This is a genomic window from Streptomyces sp. NPDC088157, assembly GCF_044741545.1.
In the GTDB taxonomy this organism is placed as follows: Bacteria; Actinomycetota; Actinomycetes; order Streptomycetales; family Streptomycetaceae; genus Streptomyces.
Window position 1 is genome coordinate 273546 of record NZ_JBIUSU010000011.1, and the last position, 12707, is coordinate 286252.

The following is a 12707-nucleotide window of genomic DNA, read 5'->3' on the forward strand; positions in this document are numbered from 1 at the left end:
ATCCAGCCGGCCCGGACGAGTTCGCCGGTCTCGCATCGTCCTCTGCCTCGGCGGCCGCGACGACGGGGTGTCCCTGCGTCCGCGTCATGGGGATCAACCAGTGGCACGAGGAGACGCAATGGCCCCTGTCGCGGGCCGTGGACACGGACCCCTGTCGCGGGCCGTGGACACGGACTTCCACCTGCGCGCGGACGGGCGCCTGACGCAGGATCCGCCGTCCACCGCCGAGCAGCCCGAGGTTTCACCTACGACCCCATGGATCCGGCGCCGACCACCGGCGGCGCACTCCTGATGACCGAAGAGTTCCGTCCCGGGCCGCTCGACCAGACTGCCGTAGAAGCGCGCGAGGACGTCCTGGTCTTCACCACGGAACCGCTCGCCGAGGACCTGGAGGTGACCGGCCGCGTCCGTGCGGTGCTCTTCGCGGCTACGGACGGGCCCTCGACCGACTGGGTGGCCCGCCATTGCGACGTCGACGAGAACGGCGTCTCGCTCAACGTGGCCGACGGCATCGTGAGGGTGCGCGCGGCGGCACCGGGTGAGGCGGCCGAGCACGTCGTGGACCTGTGGTCGACCAGCATCGTCTTCAGGGCGGGCCACCGGATACGGGTCCAGGTCCTCCAGCAACTTCCCGTGCTGGGACCGCAACCTCAACACGGGCGACCCCGAAGAGACCGCGACCACGGCCCGGGTGGCCCACCAGCAGGTCTTCCACGACCCCGCCCGGCCGTCCCGCATCGTCCTGCCGGTAATTCCGGTCCCATGGGACGCGCCGGAGATCCACGCGGCGGAGGCGGGCGCCCGGCTCCACGGCGACACCGCACGCCGTGGTCATCCGCCGCTCAACCGACTTGCATGACGAAACCGATCGGTTTACAGTGGTGAAACCGATCGGTTTTCATCTTGGTGGAGGTAGTCATGACAGCAATCAAGGGCGCCAACGTCCTCGTCACCGGAGGCAGCCGGGGCATCGGCAGGGTGCTGGTCGAGGAGCTCTACGCGCGCGGCGCCGGCAAGGTCTACGCCACGGCCCGTGACCCGCGCACGGTGACCCACCCCGATGCCGTTGCGCTGGCGCTCGAGGCCACCGACCCGGCATCCGTGGCAGCCGCCGCCGAGCAGGCCCAGGACGTCACCATCCTGATCAACAACGCCGGGGCCTCCGTCCGCGCTTCGTACCTCAACTCCCCGATGGAGGAGGTGCGCCGGGATCTGGATACCAACTTCTACGGGCCGCTGCTGGTCACCCGGGCCTTCGTGCCGGTCATCGAGCGCAACGGCGGGGGTCACATCCTCAACGCCCACTCCGTTCTGTCCTGGCTGGCCGACGGCACGCCCTACGGCGCCTCCAAGGCCGCCCTGTGGTCGCAGACCAACTCGCTGCGTCTGGAGTTGCAGCCGCGCGGCATAGCGGTGACCGGGCTCCACATGGCCTACGTGGACACCGACATGACCTCGGGCGTCGACGCACCCAAGGCCGACCCCCGCGACATCGCCGTGGCCGCACTCGACGGCATCGAGGCAGGGGCGTACGAGGTGCTGGCCGACGACACCACCCGCTGGGTCAAGTCCCAGCTGTCCGCCGACCTGGAAGCCATGTACGCCCAGTTGGCGAAGTAGCGGCACGCACTCACGCACCGCAAGGAGATCAGGCACCGCGGACGGGGGCAGCTCGCCGACCGAGAGCTTCCGTGGCCAGGGCGGGCCGGAGCACCCGTTGACCGCTGTCGCGCCTCTTCTGCACGGCCCGGTGGTGCTGCCGGGTTGCGGCCACTGGACACAGCAGGAGCGTCCCGCCGCGGTCGACACCGCACTCCTCGGCTCGCCGGCGTCGACGGCCCCGCGTCCCGATGAGGCCGCGCGGCATCCGCCTCGTGGCTTCTCGACAACTGACTCCCCCCACCGGACAGAGGACACATTGATGCCTGAGCGCAATCCCATCCTGATCACCGGTGCCTCCGGCGAGATCGGTGGTGTGAGCCGAACGATGGTCGGCATGCTGCTCGAACAGGGGCACCCGGTGCGGGCGTTCGTGCGCCAGGACGACGAGCGCGCGCACTCGCTCCGCCAGGCGGGTGCCGAGGTCTTCGTCGGCGACCTGCTCACCATTGCCGATGTGAGCGCCGCGTTGAAGGGCGTCCGACGCATCTACTTCAGCATGAGCCTGTCGCCGTACTACACCGACGCCGTCAGCCTGATGGCCGCGGCGGCGCGGGCGCGGGGTGACATCGAGGTCTTCGTCAACATCTCCGAGTACGAGCAGTCGTTCATGACGTTCGACAGGATGACCGCGCCGGAGGAAGAACGACGTGCGTGGCTCGGCGGACTCGTCGCCAACTGGTCGCCGCAGCAACGGGCCCACTGGGTCGCCGAGCAGGTGCTGGAGTGGTCCGGCCTCCCGACCGTCAACATCCGGGCGGCCATGTTCGTCGAGAACCCCCTGATGACCTGGCTGGCGCTGGAACCGCTGGGCAACGGTGAACTGCGTCTGCCCTTCGGTGACCACCGGCTCGCGCCCGTCGCTGGTTACGACGTGGCGGAGCTGTGCGTGAGGATCCTCGCGGAGCCGGCGCCGCACGTCTCGAAGTCCTACGCCCTCAACGGCCCGGAACTGAAGGACATGCACGGGTTCGCGCAGGACTACGCGGCCGCACTGGGACGCCAGGTCGCTTACGTCCCCGAAGACGTCGAAACCTGGAACGAGACCTATGTGGACACCGCCCTGGCCGCGTTCCCGCACATCGCGGAGCACCTGAAGACCCTGACCCGGCTGATGGGCGGCGGCGGATACCGCGGCGTCACCGACCAGCTCGAAACCCTGCTCGGACGCCCGCCGAAGACCGTGCGGTGGGCGTTGGAGAACCATCCGCGCATCCGGAGGCTCGCGGCTGCCTGAACCGCTCAGCGATCCGGGCCATCGCTCCAGCTCGTCGGATCCCGCCCTTCGACGCGTGCGGGTGGCCGAACGCACCTTCTGGGAGCACCTGCCCAGGCATGAGGGAATCGGCGGGGTGCCGGACGCGGAACGGTGTGCCCGGTGGCGCTGTTGTGGCGACCTCGCCGGGTACCGAGCCAGGTAGGTGGGGGCGACCGCGGCGCTGAAGGCACCGGACCGGTCCGAGGGCCCCGTTTTCAGTGGTGTGTGCCGTATCACGCCCCCTGAGAGCCGCCCAAGTTGTCTGAGTCACAGCGGAAATGTCCCTTTGGCGTCCATGCTCGACGAGGCGAGCGGCTCCCGAAGCGGAGCCCATCGGCATGGGCGCGCAGTTCCGAAGTGGCCCATGACGCAGCCCTCGTGACGTTCCTCCTCGTTCCCCTGGAAAGGTGCCCATCATGGCCGCTTACCTCTGTCCTCCTGCCGTGATACACGGTGAGCACGCCGTGGAGACCAGCCAGATCGTGGCGGAGGTGCGCGACCGGCACCCGCACGCGGCGTGGGCACCGCGGATCGACGGCATCGCGGCAAGTACGGGCATCGAGTCCCGTGGGTGGATGCTGCCGTTGGAGACCGCCGTCGCGCCCGGCGACGGCGGCGGCCTGCGGGCTGTCGGCATCGAGCCCGCCCAAAAGGCGCTGGCACGCGACGGGTTCACCCAGCAGGACGTGGACCGCGTGATCGCCGCCCTCGAGGCGATACCCACGCCGCAGACCGTCCAGGAGCGCACCGCCCCGGCCTGGGAGGCCGTGCAGTCCTACGGGGAGCGCGCGGCGCGCGGGGCCCTGCAGATCGCCGGGCTGGACGCCGCGGACGTCGACTGTCTGATCACCAGTCACTCCACCACCCCGGCGCTGCCGGGTCTGGACGTCTCCCTGGCCAACAGGCTTTCGCTGCGCGACGACGTGATGCTGCTGCCGGCCACGCAGTGGGCCTGCATCGCGGGAACCCGCTCCCTGGCCCTGGCGGCGGATCTCGTGGCCGCGGACCCCGAACGGGTGGTCCTGGTCGTGATCGCGGAGGCGCTGAGCACCACCTACCAGCCCGCGGACGACACCATCGAGTCCCTGATCGTCCGCTTGCTGTTCGCGGACACCGCGGTCGCCGCGGTGGTCACGGGCCGCCCGAGGCGCGAGTCGGTGCTGCGGCTGGACGCCGCCTGGCACCACACCCTGCCCGGCACCCAGGACCTGCACCGCCTGGAGACACGCGCGGACGGCGCCCACTTCGTGATGGACCGGCGCGGGCCGCGCGCCGTACAGGAGACGGTCACCGCGATGTGGGAGTGGCTGCGCGTCCGTTACCAGGACGACCCGGACTCCTGGCACCCCGACGTGCTGCTCGCGCACCCCGGCGGGACCCGGGTGCTGGAGTACATGGAGCAGACGATGCCCGACGCATGGCCGGCGGGGCTGCTGGAGTACAGCCGGGACAGCTACACCAGCGGCAACCGCGGAGGCGCCGCCGTGTTCGACATCGTGAGGCGGGCGCACGACGCCGGGCAGAAGCCGGGCGATCGCGCCGTCCTGTACGCGGCGGCACCGGGCCTCACCGCCACCGCCCTGGAAGGGGAATGGCTGTAATGCGAGCCCGCGCCACCCGAACCGGCAGGCGGGCCGCTCGCGTCACCGGCCACTCCCCCCGAACCGGCAGACGCGCCGTTCGCGTCACCTGCCACTCCACCTCTACCGCGAAGGGCGCCGCTCGCGTCACCTGCCACTCCACCTCTACCGCGAAGGGCGCCGCTCGCGTCACCTGCCACTCCACCTCTACCGCGAAGGGCGCCGCTCGCGTCACCGGCCACGCCACCCCTACCGCTGAGGGCGCCGTCCGCACTGTCGGCGGCGTCGGCTGACGCGCACGACGCACCTACCCGCGCAGCGGTCGTGTACCCCGGCCGCGCCCCGCCGGCAGCCGCGTCACCTCGCGACCTCCGCCCAGACCACTTTGCCGGTGTCCGTCCACCGCACCCCCCACCGGGTGGTGAGCCTGTGCACGATGTGCAGGCCGCGCCCGCCGTCGTCGAGGAGGCCGCCAGGGCTCAGACGTGGCCTGCCGTTGCCGGTGTCGCCCACCTCGCACAGCAGACCGTGACGGGCCCTGATCAGTCGGATCGTGATGGGCCCGGTGGCGAAGCGCACCGCGTTCGTCACCAGCTCGCTGACCAGCAGCGGCACGTCGTCCCGGGTGTGGCCCGTGGTGTGCCACCGCCGCAGCAGCGCGGAGACGTGGGCGCGGGCACGGGCGGGCGCGTCGTCGCGGGCGGGCAGCCGCCAGGTCGCGGTGTCCCCCTTTCGGTAGCCGATCATGCGCGCGAGCAGCAGGGTCACGTCGTCGCGCTGACGCACGGGCGCCAGCGTGGAGACGACGTGCCGCGCGGCCTGTTGCAGGGCGTCCCAGGGATGCACCGTGGACACGGCCTCCGCCAGCCTGCCGATGCCCTCGTCGATCGACAGGGCCCGGTCCTCCACCAGGCCGTCGGTGTAGAGGGCGAGCAGGGAGCCGGGAGGCGCGCCGAACGTGTGCACCTCGAACGGCTCACGCAACGCGAACTCGGCGCCCAGGCCGGGGTGAGGGCGGACAGCGAGCGGGCCCGCGTGCCCGTCCGGAAGCACCAGGACCGGGGGAAGGTGACCGGCGCTGGAGAGCGTCACCTGATGGCTGACGGGGTCGTAGAGGGCGATGCAGCAGGTGGAGCCGAGGGCGCTGTAGCCGGCCGCCAGCCCGGACTCCGCGTCGTCCAGCAGCGTCACGGTCTCGTCCAAATGCTCCAGCACCTCGTCGGGTGCCAGCCCCGCGGACAGCAGTGCGCGCGCCTCCATGCTCAGCTGGCCCATGGCTGCCGCGGCTCCCAGGCCGTGCCCGACGACGTCGCCGACCACCAGCGCGGTACGGCCGTCCGGCAGCGGAAAACTGTTCACCCAGTCGCCGCCGACACCGGCGCTGTCGGGGGTGGCGGGCTGATAGACGCTGGCGATCTCAAGGGTGTCGCCGCCGCTCCGGGGCAGCAGCCGGCGCTGCAACGCCAGCACCTGCGTGTGCTCGCGCTGGTGCTGACGAGCCAGGTCGACGTGATGGGCGGTCCTGGCCACCAGTTCCTGCAGGTCGAACAACTCGCTGTCGCGGAAGGAGGAGTCCGCCCGCCGCCAGACCTCCGCCACGCCCAGCACGACCGGCGGCGCGCCGTCCAGGACCAGCGGTATGCACGCCACCCCCGCCGACCGGTCACCGGGCACCAGGGCACGGATCACTCGCGGACTGCCGAGCAGCCGCTCCACCGCCTCCCGGTCCGGTATGACGATGGCCTGCGGGGCGTCGTCCCGGCGTACCGCCTGCGCCAGCAGGCGACTCGCGTCGCTCGGCAGATCACCGCCCGGAGTCACGTAACCCTCGGGCCACACGCGGTCCGGGACCAGGGCTGCCCGCCGTAGCCGGATTCGCCCCTGCGCCTGTTCGGTGACTCCCTCGCCCGTCCACACGGCGAAGTCGAGGTCGACGGCGGCCACGTCTCCCCAGGCCAGCAGGGACTCCGCCAGCGACTGCGCGGTCTCGCCGATGTCCAGCGAGGTGCCGATCGCGGTCTCGGCGGCGTACAGGTGCAGCCGTCTGGCCATGGCGATCAAGGAGACGGTCAGGCCCTCCTGAGGCGCCGCGGCGGGCAGGATGCTCATCGAGACCACCAGCTCCGACCCGTCGCCGCGTCGCAGGCGCTGGATCCGGGCGACGTGCGCCTCACCGATCTCCAGGACCTGCCGCAACCGCCGGGTGACCGTCGGTATGTCCCCGGGAGGCAGGAGATCGGCGAAAGCGCTCCCGGCCACGGGGTCCAGGCCCGCGAACACGGCGGCGTCGAGATTGCAGCGGGTGATTCTCAGATCCCCGTCCAGGTTGACGACGCCGAGGATCTGGTCGTGACGGTCGGCTGCCGGGTTGTCCGGTGCGCGTGGGCGGGCGGCGCGGTCATCCTGCGCGTCATCGGGACCGGTGGCCGCTGCCGATCCGCCGCGCGGGATGTAGCGCCCCAGGGCGCTGCTGACCAGCTCGAACGGCGATGAGGGCGAGGGCGTGGAGTCCATGCGGCTCTCTCGGCAATCCCCGGCGCAGCGCCGGGGTCGTTACTCGGACCCGTGCGACGGGGCCCCGAGATCCCTGACCGCACACCTCATTGAATAACACCGGGGGTCGCTTCGCACACACCAGCGGATCGCGCGGTGAACGCCGACAGTGCGGGAGTACCGCGGTCGGTGGGGCCACGCTCACCCGGCCGGGGCACCGCCCGCCAGGATTCGACGGCCACCGCGGTTCCACCGCGCGCCGACCGTGATGGCCGGTCCGAGTCCGCCGTGGGGGCGCGCGCGGGGGCGGGTGAGCGGCGGGCCCCGTCCGCAGGGCAGGTGCCGGCGCATCGGCCTCCAGCGCCCCGTGCGCCGTCCGTATCCCACACGCATCCCAGCGGTGATCCGTTTCCGCAGGTCACAGGCGTGGGACTGTCCCGGCATCCCGATCCGGGGCGAGTCGATCCGCTTACGGACGGCCGCTGCCAGCATGACCTGAGCCGGGGGCTCCCGGTCACTCTCGAGGGGGGAACATCACATGGGACGAAGGACGCTTCTGCGGGGTCTGACCCTCGCCGTGGCAGCGGTCCTTGCCGGATACGGGCCCACCGCCGTGCAGGCGGCGGAGTCCGCTGCCACCGCGGTCGCGGTCTGCGGGCACACGAGCGCACAACCCACACTGCAGCGGGGATCGACGGGGGACTCGGCGATCGAGGCGCAGTGCGAGCTCAACCTGGCGACGAAGCCCAGCCGGTACACACCGATCGCGGCGGACGGCTCGTTCGGGTCGGCGACGGAGACGCGGGTCGAGGAGTTCCAGCGGTGCGCCGGGCTGGGCGTGGACGGTGTGCTCGGCCCGCAGACCTGGGCGGCGCTGAACACCTGGGCCGCGCAACCGCACAGCTGTGCGAACCAGGGCGCGTCGCGCACGACGCAGACGACCGTGTGCGGCCACACCGACACCCGTCCGACGCTGAAGCGGGGAGCGAAGGGCGTCGAGGTCGAGGAGGTCCAGTGCCGGCTGAACCTGGCCATGGAGCCGTTCCACCATCCGCCGCTGACGATCGACGGAGACTTCGGGGGTGGGACCGAGGCCCGCGTCATCGAGCTCCAGCACTGCGCCAACCTCAGTGCCGACGGCACCGTGGGCCCGAACACCTGGGCGAAACTGACGGACTGGTCCAGCCGTGACACGTACTGCGCGCCACCGCGTCCCGCCGGCTACCCGATCGACGGCCTGGACACGGCCAAGTACCAGCACCCCGGCGGCGCGCCGATCGACTGGAAGGCCGTACGGGCCTCGGGGGTCGAGTTCGCGACGGTCAAGGCCACCCGGGGTCTGAACGTCACCGACGAATACCTCGCCACCGATCTCGGGGCGGCCAGGGCGGCGGGGCTGGCCGTCGCGCCCTACCACTTCTACACGGGCACGTCGCCCGACACGGGTGGCGCGCAGGCCGACCGGTTCATCGCCGCGGTTCGGGCGACCGGCTACACCGGGCAGCGCGCGGGCGACCTGCCGCCCATATTCGACCTGGAACGCATGGACGACGGCAGCGGACGCTGTCCCACCTACGGCACGGTGGGCGACGCCAGGGTCTGGCTCGACAGGGTGGAGGCGGCGTTCGGCCGTACACCGGTCATCTACACCCAGAAGTCCTTCCTGGACGACTGCCTGGGTTCGACCACCGCCTTCGCCCGGTATCCGCTGCAACTCGCGGACTACCGCCAGTCGATCACCCAGCCGCCGGTGCCCAGCGGCTCGACGACCTGGGCGATGTGGCAGTACACCGACGCCGCGCTCTTCCCGGGCATCCAGGCGCCGGCGACCGGGGACGTGTTCAACGGCACCCAGGCCGATCTGGACCGGCTGGCCAACCGGTGATCCCGGCCGTATCGAGGAGGACCCCCATGATCGACCGGTTCGCACGCGCGTTGCTCGTCGCCCTGCTCGTCGCCCTGGGCTTCGCCGTTCCGGCGCCGGCCTCGGCCGCCGCCGCCACCGCCACGAGCTGTTACGGCGGGGCAGTCACGGTGCACTACGGGGACGTGCGCGACTTCGGCCCGTACCGGACCACGAGCCGCTGTACCGACATCAACATGCGCGTCACCGGCGGCGACGCGGACTACGTCGTCGCCTGCGTGAAGTTCGAGAGGACCGGCGTCTGCAACCGGTGGACCGAAGTCCGCCGGAGCTGGACGACCATCGCCACCGACGTCCTGGACGGCACCAGGTTCACGGTGCCCAACGGAGTGGATCTCGAGGGCAGTTCCGCCACCATCCAGATCGCCTTCTGACCCCCCTCACCCGAACGGAGACCACCATGATCGGAAGCAGGGCGTTCGTCTCGGTTGTGTTCACCGCGGCCGCGTTGCTGGGAGTGGGCGTCGCGCCCGCCTCCGCACAGCCCTCGACCGCCGCGGTCAGCTGCTACGGCGGCGCCAAGACCCTGACGTACCACTACCAGACAGCACCCAAGGAGTACGGCACCTACACCACGTCCTCGCGGTGCGGTGACATCAACATTCGACTCAGCGCGAACACGCCGGAGGGGGCGTTCCTGGACGCCTGTGTGGTGTTCGTCGACCACACCACCAAGTGCAACCACGACGACACGTACTCCACCCACGGCACCGAGTGGGCGACCGTCGCCACCGACGTCAAGGACGGCACCCACTTCGTCCTGCGCGTGCACGCCTATGACACCGACGCGCAGAACGTCACGTTCCAGATCGCCTACTGACCACCTCCCGCAGCACCTCTTCCCGCACCACCGTCCCGAAAGGACGACGATGACCTCTTCCTTCCGTCCCATCGACCGCCGCACCATGCTGCGAGGCACGCTGGCCGCCGGTGTCGGCGCAGCGTTCGGCCAGCTGCTGTTCCCGGGTGTCGCGCAGGCCTACTCGTGGTCGCGCACCCTGGAGCAGGGCGACACCGGCGCCGATGTGACCGAGCTGCAGATCCGGGTCGCGGGCTGGGCGGCCGACAGCGCCAGTCACACCCGGGTCGGCGTCGACGGGGACTTCGGCCCCGGCACGGCCGCGGCCGTGAAGCGGTTCCAGGCGGCGTACGGTCTCACCGCCGACGCCAGCGTCGGACCCAACACCCAGGCGAAGCTCAACGCGCTGGAGCAGTCGGACGGCTCCACGGTTCACTTCAACTGGAGCGAGTTCGTGGACCAGTCGAGCGGCACCTTCAACGGCGGCAAGCTGAGCGCGGCCCAGGTGAAGGAGAACGCCCGCCGCTGTATGTACAAGCTGGAGGCCCTGCGCAAGAAGCTCGGCGACAAGCCGATCACGGTCAACTCCGGCTTCCGCAGCATCGAGCACAACGCCGACATCGGCGGGGCCAGCGACAGCATGCACCTGTACGGCACCGCGGCCGACCTCGACGTCCCCGGCGTGGCCACCAAGACCGTCTACCAGAAGGCGGAGACCTGCGGCTTCTCCGGGCTGGAGCGGTATACCGTCGACCACCAGCACGTCGACAGCAGGGCTGACCTCGGCCGTGACTGGTGGTGGGAGAGCGGCACGGTCTGACGCCGCCCCGGGTGATCCGGAGTGGGTGGCCCCGGGTACCGCGGCGGCGGTCCCCGGGGCTCCGCGCTTCAGCTCTTCGGCGTGTCCTTCAGCGCCGCCTCGCAGGAGGGCCAGTCGTGGAAGTCATGCTGAGCGGCCCACAGACGGTGGGCGGCGTTGATGTTCCACTCCGGGTCGAACGCCCGCAGCGGGGTGCCGTCGAGCTCCCGCAGACGGGCGTCGGAGATCTGGAACAGGCCCCAGTTGCGGCTGCCGTTGGTGTTGGGCAGCACCCACAGCGGGTCGAGGAACGACGCACAGCGGGCGATGGCCACGGCCGTGCCGGGATCCTCGGTGAACACCTCACGGATCCGCTTCGCCACCCGGGCCGGCGACCACGTCGCCATGCTGACCTTCTGCGCGTAGAGCGCGTTCTTGGTGGCCTCGTCGACCACGTTGTTGGCCGGCATACCCGTCAGCACCTGGAACGCGGTCAGTCTGCGCAGGGTCTCCGGCCCGAAGTCCCCGTCGACGGCGAGCCTGCCCTTCGCCCGCACCAGCAGGCGCTGGACCTCGCGCACGCACTCGTCGTGCTGTCCCATGCTCACCGACCGGCACGCGGGGGAGTACAGCAGCCCGTCCCCGGCCGAGGACGGGGCACCGGCCGCCGGTGAGGCACTGGCGGGGCGTCCGGCGGGCAGCCATACGAAGCCGGCCACCAGTACCACCGCGACCACGGCGGCCAGTATCGCGAAACGGGAGGTCAGCTTCTCGGGCACCCGGGACCGGCGCGGCTCCTCGGTCCTGTCGGGGGTGATCTCCGCAGGGGCGGCTTCGGCCGGTCCGTGGCTCGTCCGCGCCGACGGGACAGGCTCCTCCGGCCCGGGGCCGGGCTGCGCGGGTACGGCTGGTCCGTCCGGTTCCGGTGTCGGGTTCTCCTTGGCGCTCACAGCCGGTACGTCCCGGTCGGTGTCCGCCAGCGCCCACAGCCGGTGGAGTTCGCGGAGCTCCTCCGCGCTGGCGCCGCACACCTTGGCGAAGGCGTGCACCACCCGGTAGTCCGTCGGGACGCTGAGGCCGGAGCAGTACCGATGCAGGCTCGAACTGCTGACGCCCGCTTCCTTGCCGAGGCGGTCGTAGCCCCGGCCGCTGCGGTCCTTCAGCATCCTGAGACGGGCGGCGAATCTATCGGTTTGCGGAGAGGCAACCACACTTCCACCCTTGCTCAAGCCCCTACTGACGGGTAGAAGCTACACCGCGAAATGGAGTGAGTGCGCCTTTCGCTGTCAGAACATATTCGTCAACGCCCTTTTGAAATACGGTATTTGACAGAGTGTCAACCCGCACCCCCGGGACCGGCGGGCGGCCCGGAGGGCCGGGCGGGTGCCGGACGTCAGGCGTCCGGGCTGACGTTGGCGGTGAGCAGGCGGAGCAGTTGCTTGGCCATGGCGTCCTGCTCGGGGGTCAGGCCCATGGCGTCACCGATCGCGAGCGGCACTGTGGAGGCCCGTTCGCGGAGTTCGGCGCCGGAGTCGGTGAGGCGGATCGCCACGGAACGCTCGTCCTCCGCGCGCCGTTCGCGGCGGAGCAGGCCACCCGCTTCGAGGCGCTTGAGGAGCGGCGAGAGGGTGCTCGACTCGAGCTGGAGGCTGGCGCCCAGGTCCCGTACGGAGATCGAGTCCCGCTCCCACAGCGTGAGCATGACCAGGTATTGCGGATAGGTCAGTCCGAGTTCGTCCAGCAGTGGCCGGTAGCGCGCGGTGACGGCGCGCGAGGCGGCGTAGAGGGCGAAGCAGAGCTGGTCGTCCAGTAGTAGCGAACCGTCGTCGCGCGTCGGTTCGGCTCCGGCTGCGGCCACGGTGCGACTCCTGGCTTCTGAGCTGTGCATGACGGTCACATCGTATCGGTGAGGTCTCCTCGATTGTATAGCGCGATATTTAGTTGTGCACGACTTAATCGCGCGCTACTCTTCTCGGGTGCCGCCGCTCCACGGCGAAGACCGCCGCCCGAGCCAGCCCGTGGCACCCGATCCGAGGAGATCGCCATGAACGCCGTCACCAGCACCACCGGCGCCCGTCCCGTGCTCGAGCCTGCCGCTCAGGCGTTCGCCGAGGCGACCGCGAACCCGCCGTACCTTTTCGATCTGGCGCCGGCGGAGGGGCGTAAGGCGGTCGACGAGGTGCAGTCGGGTGAGA

11 protein-coding genes and 1 pseudogene are annotated in these 12707 nt (G+C 70.9%); 9 read left to right on the forward strand and 3 right to left on the reverse strand.

What is annotated here, in order from left to right; all coding sequences use genetic code 11:
• Positions 1 to 255 precede the first annotated feature (255 nt).
• The 4 genes from ACIPFH_RS37185 to ACIPFH_RS37200 all read left to right on the forward strand — a co-directional run bounded on the left by ACIPFH_RS37185 (position 256) and on the right by ACIPFH_RS37200 (position 4518).
• Positions 256 to 885 carry a CocE/NonD family hydrolase gene (locus ACIPFH_RS37185; protein ID WP_401833387.1) on the forward strand — a complete coding sequence of 210 codons (630 nt, stop codon included), beginning with the start codon at positions 256 to 258 and terminating at the stop codon, positions 883 to 885.
• 33 nt (positions 886 to 918) lie between these two features.
• Positions 919 to 1620: an SDR family oxidoreductase gene (locus ACIPFH_RS37190; RefSeq protein WP_401833385.1), complete on the forward strand. Its 702-nt coding sequence runs from the start codon at positions 919 to 921 to the stop codon at positions 1618 to 1620.
• A gap of 301 nt (positions 1621 to 1921) precedes the next feature.
• Entirely contained in the window at positions 1922 to 2896 is a 975-nt protein-coding gene (locus tag ACIPFH_RS37195; protein ID WP_401833383.1) for an NAD(P)H-binding protein, read from the forward strand.
• Between the two features lie 437 nt (positions 2897 to 3333).
• Positions 3334 to 4518, forward strand: a complete 1185-nt coding sequence (locus tag ACIPFH_RS37200; RefSeq protein WP_401833380.1) for a type III polyketide synthase — start codon at positions 3334 to 3336, stop codon at positions 4516 to 4518.
• A gap of 336 nt (positions 4519 to 4854) precedes the next feature.
• On the opposite strand, the gene ACIPFH_RS37205 is transcribed toward ACIPFH_RS37200, so the two are convergent.
• Positions 4855 to 7011 (reverse strand): SpoIIE family protein phosphatase, encoded by a 2157-nt coding sequence (locus ACIPFH_RS37205; RefSeq protein ID WP_401833379.1) that lies wholly within the window; start codon positions 7009 to 7011, stop codon positions 4855 to 4857.
• Positions 7012 to 7528: 517 nt separating this feature from the next.
• Here ACIPFH_RS37205 and ACIPFH_RS37210 point away from each other — a divergent pair.
• From ACIPFH_RS37210 to ACIPFH_RS37225, 4 genes are read left to right on the forward strand one after another with little or no spacing between them, the layout of a single operon-like run.
• The gene (locus tag ACIPFH_RS37210) at positions 7529 to 8875 is read left to right on the forward strand and encodes a GH25 family lysozyme (protein WP_401833376.1); all 1347 of its coding nucleotides are present in this window, start codon (positions 7529 to 7531) and stop codon (positions 8873 to 8875) included.
• A gap of 26 nt (positions 8876 to 8901) precedes the next feature.
• The gene (locus tag ACIPFH_RS37215; RefSeq protein WP_401833373.1) at positions 8902 to 9288 is read left to right on the forward strand and encodes a hypothetical protein; all 387 of its coding nucleotides are present in this window, start codon (positions 8902 to 8904) and stop codon (positions 9286 to 9288) included.
• A 26-nt stretch (positions 9289 to 9314) separates the two neighbouring features.
• Complete coding sequence (locus ACIPFH_RS37220; protein ID WP_401833371.1) at positions 9315 to 9734, forward strand: hypothetical protein; 420 nt, start codon at positions 9315 to 9317, stop codon at positions 9732 to 9734.
• Between the two features lie 49 nt (positions 9735 to 9783).
• Positions 9784 to 10533, forward strand: a complete 750-nt coding sequence (locus tag ACIPFH_RS37225) for a D-Ala-D-Ala carboxypeptidase family metallohydrolase (RefSeq protein WP_401833368.1) — start codon at positions 9784 to 9786, stop codon at positions 10531 to 10533.
• A 68-nt stretch (positions 10534 to 10601) separates the two neighbouring features.
• Here ACIPFH_RS37225 and ACIPFH_RS37230 read toward each other — a convergent pair whose 3' ends face one another.
• Positions 10602 to 11678, reverse strand: a complete 1077-nt coding sequence (locus ACIPFH_RS37230) for a helix-turn-helix domain-containing protein (RefSeq protein ID WP_401833367.1) — start codon at positions 11676 to 11678, stop codon at positions 10602 to 10604.
• A gap of 227 nt (positions 11679 to 11905) precedes the next feature.
• Positions 11906 to 12370: a MarR family winged helix-turn-helix transcriptional regulator gene (locus ACIPFH_RS37235; RefSeq protein ID WP_401833364.1), complete on the reverse strand. Its 465-nt coding sequence runs from the start codon at positions 12368 to 12370 to the stop codon at positions 11906 to 11908.
• A 39-nt stretch (positions 12371 to 12409) separates the two neighbouring features.
• Here ACIPFH_RS37235 and ACIPFH_RS37240 point away from each other — a divergent pair.
• Positions 12410 to 12707: pseudogene (locus ACIPFH_RS37240) on the forward strand (esterase); the annotation flags it as partial.

What these genes read in the sequence shown, in the direction of transcription:
- ACIPFH_RS37215 (WP_401833373.1), top strand. Translation starts at nt 8,902, where the DNA reads ATGATCGACCGGTTCGCACGCGCGTTGCTCGTCGCCCTGCTCGTCGCC.
- ACIPFH_RS37225 (WP_401833368.1), top strand. Translation starts at nt 9,784, where the DNA reads ATGACCTCTTCCTTCCGTCCCATCGACCGCCGCACCATGCTGCGAGGC.
- ACIPFH_RS37190 (WP_401833385.1), top strand. Translation starts at nt 919, where the DNA reads ATGACAGCAATCAAGGGCGCCAACGTCCTCGTCACCGGAGGCAGCCGG.
- ACIPFH_RS37200 (WP_401833380.1), top strand. Translation starts at nt 3,334, where the DNA reads ATGGCCGCTTACCTCTGTCCTCCTGCCGTGATACACGGTGAGCACGCC.
- ACIPFH_RS37230 (WP_401833367.1), bottom strand. Translation starts at nt 11,678, where the DNA reads ATGCTGAAGGACCGCAGCGGCCGGGGCTACGACCGCCTCGGCAAGGAA.
- ACIPFH_RS37205 (WP_401833379.1), bottom strand. Translation starts at nt 7,011, where the DNA reads ATGGACTCCACGCCCTCGCCCTCATCGCCGTTCGAGCTGGTCAGCAGC.
- ACIPFH_RS37185 (WP_401833387.1), top strand. Translation starts at nt 256, where the DNA reads ATGGATCCGGCGCCGACCACCGGCGGCGCACTCCTGATGACCGAAGAG.
- ACIPFH_RS37195 (WP_401833383.1), top strand. Translation starts at nt 1,922, where the DNA reads ATGCCTGAGCGCAATCCCATCCTGATCACCGGTGCCTCCGGCGAGATC.
- ACIPFH_RS37220 (WP_401833371.1), top strand. Translation starts at nt 9,315, where the DNA reads ATGATCGGAAGCAGGGCGTTCGTCTCGGTTGTGTTCACCGCGGCCGCG.
- ACIPFH_RS37210 (WP_401833376.1), top strand. Translation starts at nt 7,529, where the DNA reads ATGGGACGAAGGACGCTTCTGCGGGGTCTGACCCTCGCCGTGGCAGCG.